This window comes from Sinorhizobium prairiense, assembly GCF_029201645.2.
GTDB lineage: Bacteria > Pseudomonadota > Alphaproteobacteria > Rhizobiales > Rhizobiaceae > Sinorhizobium > Sinorhizobium meliloti_A.
The window spans coordinates 2859283-2877018 of sequence record NZ_CP104131.1; the positions used below are offsets into that span (position 1 = coordinate 2859283).

At 63.1% G+C, this 17736-nt stretch carries 16 protein-coding genes and 2 pseudogenes; 7 read left to right on the forward strand and 11 right to left on the reverse strand.

Annotation, left to right across the window (positions count from 1 at the left end):
- Positions 1–97 precede the first annotated feature (97 nt).
- Positions 98–457, forward strand: coding sequence for a nuclear transport factor 2 family protein (locus N0Q91_RS16530; protein WP_100669838.1), 360 nt, complete (start codon positions 98–100; stop codon positions 455–457).
- A 212-nt stretch (positions 458–669) separates the two neighbouring features.
- Here the strand turns inward: N0Q91_RS16530 and pheT are convergent, their stop codons facing one another.
- The 5 genes and pseudogenes from pheT to infC form a co-directional block, all read right to left on the reverse strand.
- Positions 670–3096, reverse strand: coding sequence for a phenylalanine--tRNA ligase subunit beta (gene pheT / locus N0Q91_RS16535; RefSeq protein ID WP_275596956.1), 2427 nt, complete (start codon positions 3094–3096; stop codon positions 670–672).
- A 33-nt stretch (positions 3097–3129) separates the two neighbouring features.
- The gene (gene pheS / locus N0Q91_RS16540; RefSeq protein ID WP_100669841.1) at positions 3130–4212 is read right to left on the reverse strand and encodes a phenylalanine--tRNA ligase subunit alpha; all 1083 of its coding nucleotides are present in this window, start codon (positions 4210–4212) and stop codon (positions 3130–3132) included.
- A gap of 143 nt (positions 4213–4355) precedes the next feature.
- The gene (gene rplT, locus N0Q91_RS16545) at positions 4356–4760 is read right to left on the reverse strand and encodes a 50S ribosomal protein L20 (protein WP_004435481.1); all 405 of its coding nucleotides are present in this window, start codon (positions 4758–4760) and stop codon (positions 4356–4358) included.
- Between the two features lie 36 nt (positions 4761–4796).
- Entirely contained in the window at positions 4797–5000 is a 204-nt protein-coding gene (rpmI, locus tag N0Q91_RS16550; RefSeq protein WP_004435490.1) for a 50S ribosomal protein L35, read from the reverse strand.
- A gap of 238 nt (positions 5001–5238) precedes the next feature.
- Positions 5239–5774, reverse strand: a pseudogene (infC, locus tag N0Q91_RS16555) (translation initiation factor IF-3).
- A gap of 217 nt (positions 5775–5991) precedes the next feature.
- Here infC and N0Q91_RS16560 point away from each other — a divergent pair.
- Complete coding sequence (locus N0Q91_RS16560) at positions 5992–6843, forward strand: alpha/beta hydrolase (protein ID WP_100669842.1); 852 nt, start codon at positions 5992–5994, stop codon at positions 6841–6843.
- A 283-nt stretch (positions 6844–7126) separates the two neighbouring features.
- A complete protein-coding gene (locus N0Q91_RS16565; RefSeq protein WP_026168499.1) occupies positions 7127–7747 on the forward strand; it encodes a transglutaminase-like cysteine peptidase in 621 nt (206 codons plus the stop codon).
- Between the two features lie 329 nt (positions 7748–8076).
- On the opposite strand, the gene mbfA is transcribed toward N0Q91_RS16565, so the two are convergent.
- The 3 genes from mbfA to efp all read right to left on the reverse strand — a co-directional run bounded on the left by mbfA (position 8077) and on the right by efp (position 11216).
- A complete protein-coding gene (mbfA, locus tag N0Q91_RS16570) occupies positions 8077–9060 on the reverse strand; it encodes an iron exporter MbfA (RefSeq protein ID WP_018093892.1) in 984 nt (327 codons plus the stop codon).
- 148 nt (positions 9061–9208) lie between these two features.
- Positions 9209–10450, reverse strand: coding sequence for a cyclopropane-fatty-acyl-phospholipid synthase (cfa1, locus tag N0Q91_RS16575; protein WP_275596957.1), 1242 nt, complete (start codon positions 10448–10450; stop codon positions 9209–9211).
- Between the two features lie 196 nt (positions 10451–10646).
- A complete protein-coding gene (efp, locus tag N0Q91_RS16580; RefSeq protein ID WP_275596958.1) occupies positions 10647–11216 on the reverse strand; it encodes an elongation factor P in 570 nt (189 codons plus the stop codon).
- 161 nt (positions 11217–11377) lie between these two features.
- On the opposite strand from efp, the gene epmA reads away from it, so the two are divergent.
- Both epmA and N0Q91_RS16590 read left to right on the forward strand, forming a co-directional pair.
- Positions 11378–12430: an EF-P lysine aminoacylase EpmA gene (gene epmA, locus N0Q91_RS16585; protein WP_275596959.1), complete on the forward strand. Its 1053-nt coding sequence runs from the start codon at positions 11378–11380 to the stop codon at positions 12428–12430.
- A complete protein-coding gene (locus N0Q91_RS16590) occupies positions 12427–13479 on the forward strand; it encodes a lysine-2,3-aminomutase-like protein (protein WP_275596960.1) in 1053 nt (350 codons plus the stop codon). The genes epmA and N0Q91_RS16590 overlap by 4 nt, the downstream gene beginning before the upstream one ends.
- Before the next feature lie 69 nt (positions 13480–13548).
- Here N0Q91_RS16590 and N0Q91_RS16595 read toward each other — a convergent pair whose 3' ends face one another.
- Complete coding sequence (locus N0Q91_RS16595) at positions 13549–14214, reverse strand: YiaD family glycine zipper/OmpA-like lipoprotein (protein WP_033047230.1); 666 nt, start codon at positions 14212–14214, stop codon at positions 13549–13551.
- A gap of 261 nt (positions 14215–14475) precedes the next feature.
- Between N0Q91_RS16595 and N0Q91_RS16600 the strand changes: the two genes are divergently transcribed.
- A complete protein-coding gene (locus N0Q91_RS16600) occupies positions 14476–15114 on the forward strand; it encodes an exopolysaccharide biosynthesis protein (RefSeq protein WP_100669845.1) in 639 nt (212 codons plus the stop codon).
- 36 nt (positions 15115–15150) lie between these two features.
- On the opposite strand, the gene N0Q91_RS16605 is transcribed toward N0Q91_RS16600, so the two are convergent.
- Together N0Q91_RS16605 and N0Q91_RS16610 are read right to left on the reverse strand one after the other, a co-directional pair.
- Positions 15151–15678, reverse strand: coding sequence for a GNAT family N-acetyltransferase (locus N0Q91_RS16605; protein WP_100669846.1), 528 nt, complete (start codon positions 15676–15678; stop codon positions 15151–15153).
- Position 15679: 1 nt separating this feature from the next.
- Positions 15680–16257 (reverse strand): annotated as a pseudogene (locus N0Q91_RS16610) (helix-turn-helix domain-containing protein).
- Positions 16258–16447: 190 nt separating this feature from the next.
- Between N0Q91_RS16610 and N0Q91_RS16615 the strand changes: the two are divergent.
- Positions 16448–17713 carry an MFS transporter gene (locus N0Q91_RS16615; protein ID WP_275596961.1) on the forward strand — a complete coding sequence of 422 codons (1266 nt, stop codon included), beginning with the start codon at positions 16448–16450 and terminating at the stop codon, positions 17711–17713.
- The last annotated feature ends 23 nt before the right edge of the window (positions 17714–17736 follow it).

A 17736-nucleotide genomic window follows, 5' to 3' on the forward strand; every position in this document is an offset into this window, starting at 1 on the left:
TCCTACCTATGAGAAGATGTCCGCCTTCGTGGGAACAGGAGCGGCCTGCGGGGCGGATAGCCGCGTCTGTCACCGCTCCGGAAAGGAGGAAAAAACCATGTCCGAAGAGCAGGCCATCAGCGCGGTCGTCCATCTTTATGTCGACGGCATGGCCTTCGCCAACGAGGGAGCTTTGCGCAAGGCCTTCCATCCGAGCGCATCGATCGTCGGCAACGCAGGAGGAGCCGTCGAGTGGCAGACACGCGACGCCTTCATCGCCTCCATCGTGAGGGAAGGCGCGGCGTCCCCGGATACGCAGCCGCTCATGGAAGTGGAGATGGTCCACATCACCGGCGACGTCGCCAGCGTGAAGGTGATCGATGAATTCGCCGGCGCGCGCTATTCCGATTACCTGTCCTTGCTGAAGGTCGACGGGCGATGGCTGATCGTCAACAAGGTCTGGCACCGGCATGGCTAGTTGCGCGTCTCATAAGACGCGGCGGCGCTGCAGGACTTTCGGAGGATTGCAATCTCTGCTTTTTCCTCATCCCTGCGCCCGTCACAGGGATGAGAGCAGCGCCGCGTCTGCGGCGCGGGAAGCGTTCTTTCAGCCCAAGGACTTGGGCTGGCTGGATTCCTGTGACAAGCACAGGAATGAGGAAACCAAACCGGCTCCCCCTCACCTATTCATCAAGCGCGCAGCACGCCCCCAGTGCTCTTTGCCACGTTGGCGACGATGCGCGAGGTCAGCGCCTCGAAATCCTCGTCGGTCAGGGTGCGCTCTACCGGCTGGATCGTTACCTCGATCGCTACCGACTTCCTGCCCTCGCCGAGAGATGCGCCTTCGAAGACGTCGAAGACGTTGACGGCCGTAACCAGTTTGCGGTCGGCGCCGGACGCGGCCCTGACGATCGCAGCGGCCTCGACCGCCTTGTCTACGACGAAGGCGAAGTCGCGTTTGACTGCCTGGAAGGGCGAAAGCTCCAGTGCCGGCTTGGTGCGGGTCGCCTTCTTCTTCGGCTCCGGCATGGCATCGATATAGATCTCGAAGCCCAAAAGCGGCCCGGAGACGTCGAGGGCATCCAAGGTCTTCGGGTGGAACTCCCCGAAAGCGCCGAGCACGATCTTCGGGCCGAGCTTGATCGTCGCCGAGCGGCCGGGGTGATACCAGGCGGGACCGCCGGCTTCGAACTGGACATTGGCCATCGGCACGCCGCAGGCCTCGAGCACGGCGATGGCATCGGCCTTCGCGTCGAAGACATCGACCGGCTTGCCGCCGCCCTTTAGGGCGTTCGACCACGACCGGCCGGTGCCGTTGAGCGATGCGGTGCCGCGGCGGATGCCGCCGGCGACGCGGCGCTGCGCCTCGGGCGTGTCGCCCTCATAGATGCCGGAAACCTCGAAGATCGCGACATCGCCGTAGCCCTTGTCGGCATTGCGCTGCGCCGCGGCCAGGAGGCCCGGCAGGAGCGACGGCCGCATGTCCGACATGTCGGCGGCGATCGGATTGGCCAGCTTCAGTTCCGGCCGGCCGCCGCCGAAGAGTTTTGCATGCTCTTCCGGGATGAAGGACCAGGTGACGGCTTCGAGCATGCCGCGGCTTGCGAGCGCACGCCGCGCCTGGCGCGTGCGGATCTGCAGCACCGTCAGGATCTTGCCGTTGACGGCATTGTGGCTTGCAAGCGGCGCGGCGACGATGTTGTCGACGCCATGGATGCGCATGACCTCCTCGACGAGGTCCGCCTTGCCGTCGATGTCCGGCCGCCAGGAAGGGACGGTTACCGACAGGCGTTCGCCGGAGCCCTCGACGCCGAAGCCGAGCTTCCTGAGGATGGAAACGCTCTCCTCGGAGGAGACCTCGAGGCCGGTCAGGCGCTTGACCTCTGAGACCGGGAAATCGAGGGACTTGGGCTCGTGGCCCTCATAACCGACGACGTCCATCTTGGCCGCGGTACCACCGCAGAGCTCCAGCACCAGTTTGGTCGCCCGTTCGAGGCCAGGCGCCATGTATTCCGGATCGACGCCGCGCTCGAAACGGTAGCGCGCATCGGTGATGATGCCGAGCGTGCGGCCGGTCTTGGCGATGTTCATCGGATCCCAGAGCGCCGATTCGATCAGCACGTCGGTCGTCGCCTCGTCACAGCCGGAATGCTCGCCGCCCATGATGCCGCCGATCGACTCGACGCCTTCTTCGTCGGCGATCACCACATTGGCGGGCGACAGCGTGTATTCGCGCGTGTCGAGCGCCAGCACCTTTTCGCCTTCCCTGGCACGGCGGACCGTCAGGTTGCCCGCGACCTTCGCCGCGTCGAAGACATGCAGCGGCCGGCCCTGGTCGAAGGTCAGGTAATTGGTGATATCGACCAGCGCGTTGATCGGGCGGAGGCCGATGGCAGTCAGCCGCTGGCGCATCCAGGCGGGGCTCGGGCCGTTCTTCACGCCGCGCACGAGGCGAAGCGCGAAGCCGGGGCAGAGATGCCTGTCCTCACCGAGATCGAGGCGGACCTTGACGGGCGTCTCGCCTTCCACCGCGAAGGACGGGGCCGGCCGCGCCTTCAAGGTGCCGAGACCGGATGCCGCGAGATCGCGGGCAATGCCGTGGACGCTGGTGCAATCCGGCCGGTTCGGCGTCAGGTTGATTTCGATGACCGGGTCGTCGAGGCCGGCATAGGTCGCATAGCTGGTGCCGACCGGCGCGTTCTCGGGCAGATCGATGATGCCGGTGTGGTCGTCGGAGATCTCCAGCTCCTTTTCCGAGCACATCATGCCGCGGCTTTCGACGCCACGGATGTTGCCGACGGAGAGCGTCACGCCGATGCCGGGCACATGGGTGCCGGGCGCGGCAAAGGCACCGACGAGGCCCTTGCGCGCGTTCGGCGCGCCGCAGACGACCTGCACCGGCTCGCCGGAGCCGGTGTCGACCATCAGCACTCTGAGCTTGTCGGCATTCGGGTGCTGCTCGGCGGAGATCACCCTGGCGATGACGAAGGGCTTGAACGCCGCCTTGTCGTCGACATCCTCGACTTCCAGCCCGATCATCGTCAGGCGGGCGCAGATTTCCTCGAGCGAGGCGTCGGTTTCCAGATGGTCCTTCAGCCAGGAAAGCGTGAACTTCATGATGTCACCTGTGTCCTTGATTTTCTGCGCGGGTCACGCCGAGAGGCCGCCGAAGAGCGTCGGCATGTCGAGCGGGCGGAAGCCGTAATGGGTCATCCAGCGGACATCGGCATTGAAGAAGTCGCGCAGGTCGGGCATGCCGTATTTCAGCATGGCGATGCGATCGAGCCCCATGCCCCAGGCGAAGCCTTGATATTCGTCCGGATCGAGGCCGCCGGCCCTGAGCACGTTCGGATGCACCATGCCGCAGCCGAGAATCTCCATCCAGTCCTTGCCCTCGCCGAACTTGACGATCGGGCCGGAGCGGTCGCACTGGATGTCGACCTCGAAGGAGGGTTCCGTGAACGGGAAGAAGGACGGGCGGAAACGCATCGTCACCTGATCGACCTCGAAGAAGGCCTTGCAGAATTCCTCGAGCACCCAACGCATATTGGCGACATTCGCCGTCCTGTCGATGACGAGACCTTCCACCTGATGAAACATCGGCGAGTGGGTCGCGTCGGAATCCTGGCGGTAGGTCTTGCCCGGAATGATGATGCGAATTGGCGGCTGCCCGGCCTCCATCGTGCGTATCTGCACCGGCGAGGTGTGCGTGCGCAGCACCTTGCGCTCACCCTTCTCGTCGGGCGCGAAGAAGAAGGTGTCGTGCATCTCGCGGGCCGGATGACCTTCGGGGAAGTTCAGGGCCGTGAAGTTGTAGTAGTCGGTCTCGATATCCGGCCCCTCGGCAATCGAGAAACCCATGTCGCCGAAGATCGCGGTGATCTCGTCGACGATCTGGCTGATCGGATGGATGCGGCCGCGCTCGGCCGGCGAGGACCGGACGGGCAGGCTGATGTCCACCGTCTCGCGCGCCAGCCGTTCGGCGATCGCCGCGTCCTTGAGCGCCGTCTTGCGGGCGGAGATCGCCTCCGTCACCGTGTTCTTCAGCGCATTGATGCGCGCGCCGCGGGTCTGGCGCTCCTCCGGGCTCATCGAACCGAGCGTCTTCAGCAGTTCCGAGATCGATCCCTTCTTGCCGAGCGCGCCGACGCGCACCGCCTCGATCGCCCCTTCGTCGGCGGCGGCGGCGATTTCCGCCAGCAAGGTCCGTTCCAATGTTTCCAGTTCGCTCATTCTGTCCTGCCTCGATGCGGTTCGTGTATCGGTTCGACACTTCGGCGGTAGGATCGCCGCGAGCCGAACAAGAAAAACCCGCGCCAGCCCTGCCAGCGCGGGTTTCCCAACAATTTCAGAAACGGTCTTGGGAAAACGCTGGCTTAACGGACAGCGCTTTCAAACTCGTTTGCCGTGCCGGCTTCCTTGAGATAGGCGAGCGCCTTCTTGGAAGCTTCGACCAGGGCGCCGAATGCCGCCGGCTCATGGATTGCCATGTCGGACAGGACCTTGCGATCGACTTCGATACCGGCCTTGTTCAGACCGTCGATGAAGCGGCCGTAGGTAAGGCCGAATTCGCGGACGGCAGCGTTGATGCGCTGGATCCAGAGCGCGCGGAAATTGCGCTTGTTGACCTTGCGGTCGCGGTAAGCAAACTGCTTGGAACGATCCACCGCTGCCTTGGCGGCGCGGATGGTGTTCTTGCGGCGGCCGTAGAAGCCCTTGGCGGCCTTGAGCGTCTTCTTGTGCTTGGCGTGGGAGGTTACGCCGCGTTTTACACGTGCCATGTCATGATCTCCTTAAAATCCAAATCGCCAGACGTCTTAAAGACCGTTAGGCAGGTAGTTCTTGACGACCTTCTTGCCATCGGGCTCAGCGAGAACCATGGTTCCGCGCGCGTCGCGAATGAACTTGTTGGACCGCTTGATCATGCCGTGGCGCTTGCCAGCAGCAGCAGCTCGAACTTTGCCGGTTGCGGTGATTTTGAACCGCTTTTTGGCAGACGATTTCGTCTTCATCTTGGGCATTTTGCTACTCCATTGTTCTTGATATGCGAAACAGGCAGACGAAGCCCATTTCCAGCGTTAAGAACGGCCACGGCATGCCCTGCCGGACCGTTCGGACGGGGGCTTATAACCGCACATCCCGGAAAAGGCAAGCGGTCCGGAGGTCGCTCGCGTAAGCTTTCCCAAAAAGGAAAGCCGCCCCACGAACTCCTCCCGGGGCGGCTTCACCAAGCGTGTCTGGTCTGTCAGGCTCCGCCGATCACTTCGGCGCAAGAACCATCATCATCTGGCGGCCTTCGAGCTTGGGTTCGGCTTCCACCTTGGCGATTTCCTGGGTGTCGTCCTTGACCTGCATCAGAAGTTTCATGCCGAGTTCCTGGTGGGCCATTTCGCGGCCGCGGAACTTCAGCGTCACCTTGACCTTGTCGCCTTCCTCGAAGAAGCGGTTCATGGCCTTCATCTTCACCTCATAATCATGGGTGTCGATGTTGGGGCGCATCTTGATTTCCTTGATCTCGACGATCTTCTGCTTCTTGCGCGCCTCGGCGGCTTTCTTCTGGTTCGCGTATTTCAGCTTGCCGAGGTCGAGGATCTTGCACACCGGCGGATCGGAGTTCGGTGCGATCTCTACGAGGTCGAGACCGGCCTCGTCCGCCATGCGGAGCGCCTGGTCGATCGGAATGCTGCCCAAGTTCTGGCCTTCGGCATCGATAAGCTGAACCCGGGGACCCGGATTTCCTTGTTTGCGCGCGGTCCTTCCTTGACTGGAGCGTCCGCTTTGAAGGGTCTGCGAATGGTCGTACTCTCCTCGAGCTATTGATAGTAAATATTCGGTCAAACGGTCAGCGCGATCTCAAACAGAAGCGCTTGAAACAGTCACTGACGGCAATGTGTGAATTGCGGCTCCAGAGTCAATAGCATGGCCCGCAATGAAAATCATCCTCTGTCGATGCCCGAAAGAATCTGTTTTAGAAGGAAATCCGTCATTATCAGGCCTTCAGGGAGTTACTCGATGTCGACCACGCCGGCTGAAACCGAGATCACGCGGATCGAAGTGGGAACGGGAGATGCGGCCAGAAGCATCGCCATGCGTATCTTCCGCGCCGGAAATCCGTCGGATGTCCAATTGAAAGACCGGCAGCATCCAGGCCATCCGGCGCTCGTCTGGCTCGGCGGCTACCGATCCGACATGACCGGAACGAAGGCGGTGGAGGTCGAGCGGCACGCGCGCGAGGCCGGCACCGACTGCATTCGCTTCGACTATTCGGGCCATGGCGCGTCGGACGGCGACTACAGGGACGGTACGATCTCGCGCTGGGTCGAGGAGAGTCTCGCCGTGATCGATCACGCCGCGACGGCGCGCATGATCCTGATCGGTTCCTCCATGGGTGCCTGGGTCGCGCTGCGCCTTGCCGAGAAGCTCAAAAGCCGCGCCCGCCTCGGGGAAGGTGGGGTCGGCCGCCTCTGCGGCCTCGTGCTGATCGCCCCGGCCCCCGACTTCACCGCCGAGCTCATCGAGCCCAATCTTACCGATGCCGAAAGGACCTCGCTCGCCGAACGGGGTTATTTCGAAGAGCCATCGGAATACAGCCCCGAACCCAATGTTTTCACCCGCGCGCTGATCGAGGATGGCCGCAACAACCTCGTCATGAAAGGGCCGATCGAAACCGGCTGCCCGGTGCACATTCTCCAGGGCATGCGCGATCCGGACGTCCCCTACACGCATGCCCTCAAGCTGATGGAGCACATGCCGGCTGACGACGTCGTCATGACCCTGATCCGCGATGGCGACCACCGGTTGTCCCGCGAGGAGGACATTGCCAAATTGAAACAGGCGATCGACGCCATGCTGACCAAGGCCTGAGCGCACGACTAGTCCATCCGGCCTAATCAAAATTTCCTGAAATTGCTTCGCAAGGCACAGCCAAACCCCTGCGCTGGCGGGCTTCTGTGTCCGTCTGCCGCGAGCCTTAACCATAAAACGGACTAGTCCGAAACAGGCGATTGACTCCGACAAGCGGAGTATATTAACTCTTTATTAACGATTAGAGCAGCGCAGGGGAAATTCCTAATAAAGCTGTCGACAACTTTTGATTGCGCGGATCGATCCGGAAGGTACGGATGCGGGCGCGTTGCAGGGGATCTGTATGCAGTCTTGGACCGGGGTTAAGGCAAGTTTCGCGGCGCTGTGTGCGCTTTTCATCTCCACGAACACGGCAATTCCCGCACAGGCGGGAGCTACTCCCTGGATGCAGACCGGCGCGGTGACCTCGCAGCCGATCGGGCATTACGAGTTCTGTCAGAAGCACAGGGGCGAGTGCAGCGTCCGTTCGAAGGCGACGGTGCCGCCGCGTGTCACCGCCGGCGGCTGGGCAGCCATTCGCCAGGTCAACGCTTCCGTCAACCGGCAGATCGCGCCGGTAACAGACATCGAGCTTACCGGCCGGGACGAGGTGTGGTCCTATCCGGGGAGACAGGGCGATTGCGAGGACTTCGCGCTCGAAAAGCGCAGACGCCTCATGCAGAAGGGCTTCTCCGCCGGCAACCTGTTGATGACGGTGGTGCGCAAGCCGGATGGCGAGGGCCATGCGGTGCTGACGGTACGCACAGCGCAGGGCGACTTCGTTCTCGACAATCTCGACGATGGGGTGAAGCTGTGGACGCACACGCCCTACCGCTTCCTCAAGCGGCAGGCGACGACCCACAGCGGCCGTTGGGTCACCATCGACAATGGCGGGGAAGTGCTCGTCGGTTCCGTTGGAAACTGATCCCGTCGAACGGTTCCTTTCAAGAAGGCCGCGTCCTGCGGCCTTTTTTTGCGTGTCGGTGAAATCGCTCGGATACCCAAAGCGGGCGTCGTGGTAACGCGTACGCGTCCCCAAAACTCCTCCCTCCTGTGCTCGTCACAATAAACCAGCCAGACCATGTCCTTGGGCTGAAAGAGCTCATCCCCGCACCGCAGGCGCGGTGCCACTGCTCGCTCTAACGAGCACGATCTAGAGCACTTCCGGGAAAAGTGTCTAACGGTTCTCCGTCCGGAAGTGCGTTGGTTCAAATGATAGAGCGCTTCAGTGTTTCTACGAAACATTGAAATGCTCTAAGCATTCCCGATGACGATGCCGGCGGCAAGAACCAGGCCGCCACCGAGCACCACCTGGAAGGCGGCCCTCAGGAAGGGCGTTTCCATGTAGCGATTCTGGATGAAGGCGATTGCCCATAGTTCGAAGAAGACGATTGCCGCTGCCGTCATTGTCGCGGTCCAGAAATGCGGAATGAGATAGGGCAGAGCGTGGCCGAGACCGCCGAGTGCCGTCATGATGCCCGAGGCAAGCCCGCGCTTGACCGGCGAGCCGCGGCCGGAAAGCTTGCCGTCATCATGCGCCGCCTCGGTGAAACCCATCGATATGCCTGCGCCGACGGAGGCCGACAGACCGACGAGAAAGGTCTGCCACGTATCCTGCGTGGCGAAGGCTGCGGCGAAGATCGGCGCGAGCGTCGAAACGGAGCCATCCATCAGTCCCGCGAGGCCCGGCTGCACGTAGGTGAGTATGAACTGGCGGCGTGAGGTCTCATCTTCCTCGTCGCGCACGTCCACCGGCGTATGCTCCTCACCGAGCCGGCGGGCGAGCGATTCATGCGACTTCTCGGCAATCGCCAGATCGCCCAAGAGCTTGCGCGTCGCCGCGTCCCGCGTGCGCGCCGCAGCCTCGACGTAAAACCGGTGCGCCGCCTCCTCCATCGCCTCGGCTTCGGCGCGCGCCTTCTCGATCGGCATCTCGGCGATCAGCCAATCGGGCTTGCGCTCCGGAAAATCGCGCACGTGTTCGCGCCGAACGAGCGGGATGCGGTTGCCGAAACGGGCGACGTGCAGGTCGATCAAGGCCTGGCGGTGGTGGCTCTCCTCCTCCGCCATTTCCTCGAAGACCCTTGCGGAATGGGGATATTTTTGGCGCAGAGCGTCGGCATAGGCGAGATAGATGCGTCCATCGTCCTCTTCCGAGGATATGGCGAGGGCAAGGATTTCCTGTTCGCTCAAGGACAGGAACGGACGTTTGTAACGGGAGAAAAGCCGGGAGAGCATCGCAAGACCTTCTTTAGAATAATTCTAAATAAGCGCCGATGCGTGAGGCGTCAAGGCGGTGGATCGGCGGCAACGCGTCCATCTTCGCGGCGCGCACTCGCCCCCTCCCCTTGGGGGAGGGATTGGAAGGGGCAACCCTGAGATTGAGTCAGACCGCCAGATCGAGCGCCTTTTCCTTCTCGATATAGGTGCGCTGCAGATCGGTGATGTAATCACGAACGATCGGCGCCGCGTCGCGTGATCGCGACAGCTGCATATGGAAGACGAGCTGGCTGCCGGTGCGGAACATCATTTCCGCGCTGATCAGGTAGAACTCCCACATGCGGGCGAAGCGCTCGTCGTACATCGCCACCACCTTGTCGCGATTCTCGTCGAAACGCGCGCCCCAATGGGCGAGCGTCGTAGCATAATGCACGCGCAGGAATTCGAGATCGGTCACCCAAAGGCTGTTGCGTTCGACCACCTCGAAGACCTCCGACAATGCCGGGGAATAGGCGCCGGGGAAGATGTATTTGCGGAGCCAGGCGCTCGCCATGCCGGGCGGGCTCATATGGCCGATCGAATGGAGCACGGCCAGCCCGTCATCCGGCATCAACGCATTCAGTTTCTTGAAGAACTCGTCATAGTGATGGACGCCGACATGCTCGAACATGCCGACCGAAACGATCCGGTCGAACGGCCCCTCGACGTCGCGGTAGTCCTTGAGTTCGAAGCGCACGCGGTCCGCCATTCCAGCCGCACGTGCCCGCTCGGAGGCGAGCGCCTGCTGTTCCTTGGAAAGGGTCACACCCAGCACCTCGACGTCTTCGAGCGAGGCGAGATAGAGGGCGAGATCTCCCCAGCCGCAGCCGATGTCGAGTACCCTCATGCCCGGCTTCAGACAGAGCTTTGCCGCAAGCAGCCTCAGCTTATTTCGTTGCGCAGCCTCTAAAGTCTCGCGCGGCTCGCGGAAATAGGCGCAGGAATAGAGCATGTTTTCGTCGAGGAAGAGCTTGTAGAAATCATTGCCGAGATCGTAATGATGCGCGACGTTCTGCTGCGCCTTGCCCTTGGGGTTGGCCTGCTGGCGCTTGCGAAAGCGCATCTTCACCGCCCGTAGCAGCTTCTGAATAGGATAGGAGCCGAGTGACAGGCGGTTGATCGAAAAGAGCGTCAGGAAGTCCCGCAGCGTCGAGCCTTCCTCGAACCGCATGGTCCCGTTCATATAGGCTTCGCCGGCGGCGAGCTCGGCATTGAAGACGAGGCTGCGATAGAGCCGCTTGTCGGTGAGCCGCATCGTCACGCTCGGCCCCGGCTCGCCGGCAAAGACGTGCCGCTTGCCGTCGGCATCGATTACCGTGAGCGTCCCCTTGCGAATGAACGACTTCATCATATGCGATAATGGAAACATGCAGTGCCGCGCCTCTCATCCCGATCCGGAGGGCGGCATCCTAAGCACTTCCAGAAAAAATGTGTAACGGTTTTCCGTGCGGAAGCGCTCGGTTTCACAGGCTTCGAGCGTTTCGCCGCTTCAAGCGAACGGTGAAACGAGAACGGGGACGGCAGTCATTGACTACCGTCCCCGTTTCGATCTCCGTCAGGACAGATCAGTCCTTGGCGCGCTCGACATAGGACCCGTCTTCCGTCGCAATGACGACGGGGGTGCCGGCCTGGATGTGCGGCGGCACCAGGGTACGAACCCCGTTCGAAAGCACGGCGGGCTTGTAGGAGGAGGAGGCCGTCTGGCCCTTGACGACCGGCTCCGTCTCGGTGATTTCGAGAGTGACGTGGCGCGGCAGGTCGATGGCGATGGCAATGCCTTCGTGGATCGACAGCATCACGGCCATGCCTTCCTGAAGATAGGCCTTCAAGTCGCCGATGTCTTCGGAGCTCATGACGAGCTGGTCGTAGCTTTCCGGGTTCATGAAGTGGAAGCCTTCGCCATCTTCATAAAGGAAGGTGTGCTCGCGGTCTTCGACGAAGGCGCGCTCGACCTGCTCGGTCGTGCGGTAGCGCTCGGAGACCTTCACGCCGTCGGAGATGCGGCGCATGTCGACCTGCGTGACCGGCGTACCCTTGCCCGGATGGAAGTTCTGCGCGGTGAGCACGACATAAAGCTTGCCGTCGACGTCGAGAACGTTGCCCTTGCGGACCGAAGAAGCGATGACCTTGACCATTAGTCTTCCTTGTAACAGAGGTATCAGCGACACGAGCGGGCCGGAGATCGGCCCGGAAGGGACGCGAAAATTCAGTTTTCGCGCCGCCACTACCCTAATTTCGCGCAAATAGCCAGCCTGAGCGGGCATTCGCGCGGAAGAAAGCCTGGACCGAACCGACCATGCCGCATGCTTCTCCCTGGTGGACACCCGATGTCCATGCCGACCGGCGCCCCTTCCTGATCGGGCGCAATCGCATCCAGTCGACGCTCCGCCGGTTCTTCGACGAACGCGGTTTCGTCGAGGTCGACACGGCAGCGCTGCAGGTATCGCCGGGCAACGAGGCGCATCTGCATGCCTTTGCGACCCAGGCGCTTGGGCTCGACGGCTCCGTCCAGCCGCTCTATCTCCACACCTCTCCCGAATTCGCCTGCAAGAAGCTCATTGCCGCCGGCGAACGGCGCATCGCCTGTTTCGCCCATGTCTACCGCAACCGCGAGCGCGGCCCGCTGCATCATCCGGAATTCACCATGCTCGAATGGTACCGCGCCGAGGAGAGCTACGAGACGCTGATGAATGACTGCGCCGGAATTCTCGCGCTCGCCGCCGAGACAGTCGCCGCGCGGTCCCTCGTCTATCAGGGAAGAGCGTGCGATCCTTTCGCCGAGCCGGAGCGGCTCTCGGTCGCCGAGGCCTTCGCGCGCTTCGCGGGGATCGACCTTCTCGCCTCGATCCGGGAAGACGGCTCCACCGACCGCGACAGCCTCGCGGCGGCCATGCGCGAGGTGGGCCTGCGTGTCGCCGGAGACGATAGCTGGGCCGATCTCTTCAGCCGCGTGCTCGTCGAAAGGGTCGAGCCCAATCTCGGCTTCGGGCGCGCCACGATTCTCGACGAATATCCGGTCGCCGAGGCAGCACTTGCCCGGCCCGCAGCCGGCGACCCTCGCGTGGCAGAGCGTTTCGAGCTCTATGCCTGCGGCGTCGAACTCGCAAATGCCTTCGGTGAATTGACCGATGCCGCCGAGCAGCGCCGCCGGTTCGAGCTGGAAATGGCGGAAAAGGCGCGGGTCTACGGCGAGACCTACCCGATCGACGAGGATTTCCTCGCGGCGCTCGCCGGCATGCCCGAGGCGAGCGGCATCGCGCTCGGCTTCGACCGTCTGGTCATGCTGGCAACGGGCGCATCCCGCATCGACCAGGTTCTTTGGGCCCCGGTCGCGGAGGCCAGGCCATGACCGCGGAACGCGCCATCAGAACAGCGCGTGAGCTCGCCGACGCCGGTCTCGTTGGGCCAGAGCAGGAAGAGGCGATTTCCCGTGTCGCGTCCCGCTACGCCGTAGCCATCAGCCCGGCAATCGCGCGCCTTGTGAACCGGGACGATCCGAACGACCCGATTGCGCGGCAGTTCGTGCCCGACATGGCCGAACTCACGCTCATGCCGGAAGAGCGTGCCGATCCGATCGGCGACGGCACGCACAGCCCGGTTGCCGGCATCGTCCACCGTTATCCGGACCGGGTGCTCCTGAAGGCGGTTCATGTCTGCCCGGTCTACTGCCGCTTCTGCTTCCGCCGCGAGATGGTCGGCCCCGAGGGTCTCGGCACGCTCACGCCCGCGGAACTCGATGCGGCGCTCGCCTATATCGCCGGGCGCCCGGAAATCTGGGAGGTGATCCTGACCGGCGGCGATCCGCTGGTGCTCTCGCCCCGGCGGCTTGGCGAAATCATGGTGCGGCTCGCAGAAATCGAGCACGTCAAGGTCGTGCGCTTCCACACGCGCGTGCCGGTGGTCGAGCCCGAACGGGTGGATGCGGGGCTGATCGCCGCCTTGAGGAGCAGCGGCAAGGCGACCTATGTGGCGCTTCATGCCAACCATCCGCGGGAACTCACCGCCGAGGCGCGCGCCGCCGCCGCGCGGCTGATCGATGCGGGCATCGTCATGGTGAGCCAGTCGGTGCTGCTGAAGGGCGTCAACGACGACCCGGACGTGCTCGCCGCGCTGATGCGCGCCTTCGTCGAGACGCGGATCAAGCCCTATTACCTGCACCATCCGGATCTTGCGCCCGGCACCGGCCATTTCCGGCTGTCCATCGAGGAGGGCCAGGCGCTCGTCGCCTCGCTGCGTGGACGCGTCTCGGGCCTTTGCCAACCCGCCTACATCCTCGACATCCCCGGCGGCTACGGCAAGGCCATCGTCAGTGCAAGCGCGATCGAGGCGGAAGGCGGCGGCTGCTACACGGTCACCGACTTCCGCGGGAACAGGCACGACTATCCGCCGAAGGGGTGAGGCCGTATCGGAACGTGAAAAGGCCGCCCGGACGATCCGTGCGGCCCTTCCCCATAACGCTGAAGCCGTTCAGCCCTGTTTGATCGGCGCGATCGAGATTTCGACGCGGCGGTTCTGGGCGCGGCCGACCTCGGTGGCGTTCGACGCAATCGGCCGCTCCAGGCCGTAGCCCACTGCCGACATGCGGCGCTGGTCGACGCCGCGGCTGGCGAGATAGTTGGCGACCGAGGCCGCGCGCCGCTCCGAAAGTCCCTGGTTATAGGAGGCGCTGCCGGTCGAGTCGGTGTGACCGTCGACGTCGATCAGCGTCTTGTTGAACTTGCGCAGCACGATCGCAACCGAGTCGAGGGTCGGGTAGAAGGCCGGAATCACCTGGTCGCGGTCGGTCGCGAAGGTGATGTTCGACGGCATGTTCAGGATGATGCGGTCGCCGGCGCGGGTGACCGAAACGCCGGTGCCCTGCAGCTGCGCCCGCAGTTCCGATTCCTGCTGATCCATGTAGTTTCCGACCAGGCCGCCGCCGAGAGCGCCGATGCCTGCGCCGACAAGAGCGGCATCACGCCGGCCCGCTGCGCTGCCGCCCACCAGAAGACCGGTCGCAGCGCCGAGACCCGCGCCGATCAAAGCGCCTCCGGCCGTGTTCGACATCTTCTGTTCTCCCGTATAGGGATCGGTGGTGGTGCATCCGGAAAGATAGACGGCCACGACAGCCAGGATGGCGCATTTCTTGATCATCGAATCAATTGTCCCCATTGGTGCTCAGGATCGGTTCATACTATCGATTGCGGCAGGAAGATGAAGGGGCCTTCTACTTTCCCCGATCGGGAGTATTGCGGTGCACCATTTCTGCCGGACCTCGCCATATTGCTGACCAGAGGGCCCGCTAACCGAAGGTTCACGCGCTTGGCGCTATGGTCTGCCGGGCCCGGTTCGGCGTAAAGAATGCGAGTCGTGGACGCCGCATGGAGCGCCCGCAAATCGTGAAGGGAAAAAATCATGGCGGTCGAGTTCGGCGATTCGCAACGCAGCCTCAGCGACACGCTCACCGGCATGATCGCGTCGATCAGAGGCAATACGATCACGCTGCGCGAGCTGATGATCGAGATCGGCGAGCAGGGCTTCCTCCTTCTTTGCGCGCTGCTGACCCTGCCGTTCCTGATCCCTGTTTCCATTCCGGGTGTCAGCACCGTCTTCGGGGCGGCCATCATTCTCATTTCGCTCGCGATCACCCTCAACCGCATGCCCTGGCTGCCGAAGCGCATCCTCGATCGGGAGATCGACACGGAAAAGCTCGTGCCGACGCTCCGCAAAGGTGCGGCACTGGTCTCGAAGCTCGACCGCTATGTGCGCCCGCGGGTCAATTTTTTGACCGAAGGCGCCCTGATGAACCGTTTCAACGGGTTGATGATCATGGCCGGCGGCGTGCTTCTCATGTTTCCGCTCGGGCTGATTCCGCTGTCGAACACGCTGCCCGGCATCGCCATCCTGCTCCTGTCGCTCGGCATCATCCAACGCGACGGGCTGATGGTGGCCGGCGGCTATTTCTTCCTGTTCGCGACCACCGTCTATTTCGCAGTTCTCGGCTATGCCGCTTTCGCCGCCGGCCAGGGGCTCTCGCACTTCTTCGTTTCGTGATTGCGACGGCAGCCGGACGGGTCCATCCGAGCCGCCCTATGTGGCAAGGTGCTTGTAGAAGAACGTCGTCGCGCAATAGCGGCCGTCCGGCATCAGCGCGTAGTCGGGAACGACACCGGCGCGCGTCCAGCCGAAGCGCTCGTAGATCGCTTCGGCCGGCTCTCCGGTCGCCGTGTCGAGGACCAGGACTCTTCTGCCGCGCCTGAGGGCTTCCGCCTCGGCTGCGTCCATCAGGCGACGCGACAGGCCGAGACCGCGGGCGTCGCGGTGCACGAGCAGTTTCCTGACATCGGCGCGATGCGGCTGGTTCGGCATGGTGCCGACGCCGAGCTGCACGGTGCCCGCCATCCGGCCATCGACTTCGGCCGCGAGGAGAACCGTTTCGCCGCGCCCGACGGCGGCGGCGACGCCCTCCCAGAATTGAACGGCGGCGTGCGGCGAAAAGGGATGCATGAAGCCGACCGAAGCGCCGCCTTCGACGCAATCGGAGAGGATTTCGGCCAGAGCCGGCAGGGCGGCCAGGGTTTCTTCTGCGGTGAGCACGCGTATATCGGCGTCGGGCATGTCAGACCTTGTTGCGGCAGAGGATGACGGCGTAATGCGCCGGTTCCTCATGGGGATTGTAAAAATGTGGGCCTCTTCAAGTCCCATGAAGAGGCAATCGCCCGGCTCCAAGAGCTGCCGTCCGCCTTCCATCGTCAGTTCGAGGCGGCCGGAAAAAAGCCAGAGGTGCTGGGTGATGCCGCGGTCCATCGGCTGTCGCTCGAAGACGACGCGGGCGCCGGGCGGAAACTCGACCTCGACGATGTCGACCGGCGAACCGACGCCTTCGGGTGAAACGGAACGGCGCAGGTAGCCGCTTTCTGGATCGCGCCACAGCCGCTGCTCCGCGCGCCGCGCCAAGGGCGAGGCTTCGCTCCTCTCGGAAGCAAAAAGCGCCGAAAGCGTCGTGCCCAACGCGCTGCATAGCTTCGCCAGAAGCTGCGCCGTCGGGCTCGCCTCGCCGCGCTCGATGCGCGAGATCATGGCGCGGCTGACGCCGGAGCGGCCGGCCAGGTCGTCAAGCGTCAGATCCCCCGCCATGCGCAGCTCGCGAAGCCGCATGCCGATGGTCTCTTCGAGAGGGGCGAGTACCTTTTCCATTATCTGAGAGTGCATTTCTCATATAATGGAGTCAAGATGATCGAAGCGAGAAATAAATTCACGCATGCCGCTTTGACGACAGCGCCGGTCCGCGTCCTGCTTTATCGTCCGGACTCTGCGCCGATTCTTAAAAAACATCCAACTTCAATAATTTAGATCATCTTCATACGATCGGCAGAAGGACAGGCAGATGCATCGATCTCCTTCGTCGCTGCTGTCGATCGCGAGCATAGTCGCCTCCATGACATCGGTCGCGGTCGGCAACGGCATGATGCTCGCCTATGTGCCCTTCGTGCTGACGCGCTCGGCGGCGCCGGATTGGGTCCCGGGAGCCGCCGTGACGGCGATTGCCTTCGGCGGGCTGATCGGCTGCCTCATGGGCGGCTCCCTCATTCGCCGCGTCGGCCACGCCCGCGCCTTTTCCTGCTCGATGGCGCTGGTCATTCTCGCGGCGCTGACGATCAGCCTCGGCGTCCACCCGCTGCTTTGGGTCGTCGCACGCGGCCTCTACGGCATTGCCGCCAACATGAATTTCATCATCACGCAGAGCTGGCTCAACCATGCCAGCGAGAACCACTGGCGCGGCCGGGCGATGGCGCTCTTCTACATGGCCTACGTCATCGGGCTCGGCGCCGGCGCCTGGCTCTTCGGGCAAATCCCGGTCGAGGGCAATCTCGCCCCGATCGTCACGATCTTCTTCACCGCGGTCGCCATCCTGCCGATCGGCCTCACGCGCCTGCCCACGCCGCCCGCCCCTGCCCGGGTCAGCATCGACATTCCCATGGTCTGGCGGATTTCTCCGGTCGCCTTCATCGGCGTGCTTGCATCCGGCGGCCTCTCCATGCTGGTGCAGGGCTTTACGCCGATCTATGCCGCCGCCAATTCCGTCAGTCAGAAAGACGTAGCGGCATTGATGTTCGTCATGCAGTTCGGCCTGCTCTTCATCCAGTATCCGATGGGCGCCCTTTCAGACCGCACCGACCGCCGGATTGTCCTCATCGCCACCTGTATGCTCGTCATCGCGGCGGGCATCGCTGCGCTCGCCGTCTCCTTCGACAACCTGCTCCTGCTCATGCTGGTTTTCGCGATGTTCGCGGGGGCGGTCGAGACGGTTTATTCGATCGCCAATGCGCATGCCAACGATCGCACCGATCCGGCAGATTTCGTGCCGCTCGCCAGCACCATGCTGGTCGCCTGGTCGGCAGCGGCGACCCTCGTTCCGATGCTCGTGACCTTGCTGACGCCGGCCTTCGGCCAACGGACCTTCATCTATGCGACGATGACGGTGGCGCTCCTCTACGCCCTTTTCGTGCTCGTTCGCCTCCGCTCTCGCGAACGCGTCCCGCCCGAGCACTGCGACAGCTTCGAATTCAAAAGCGCCCAGGTGCCGAATGCCGCGGCACTCGCCGAGACGGAAGCGCGAGCGGAACGGCCGGTCAGACGCCCGGATTTATAGTGAACGAAGCCTTCATTTCCCGC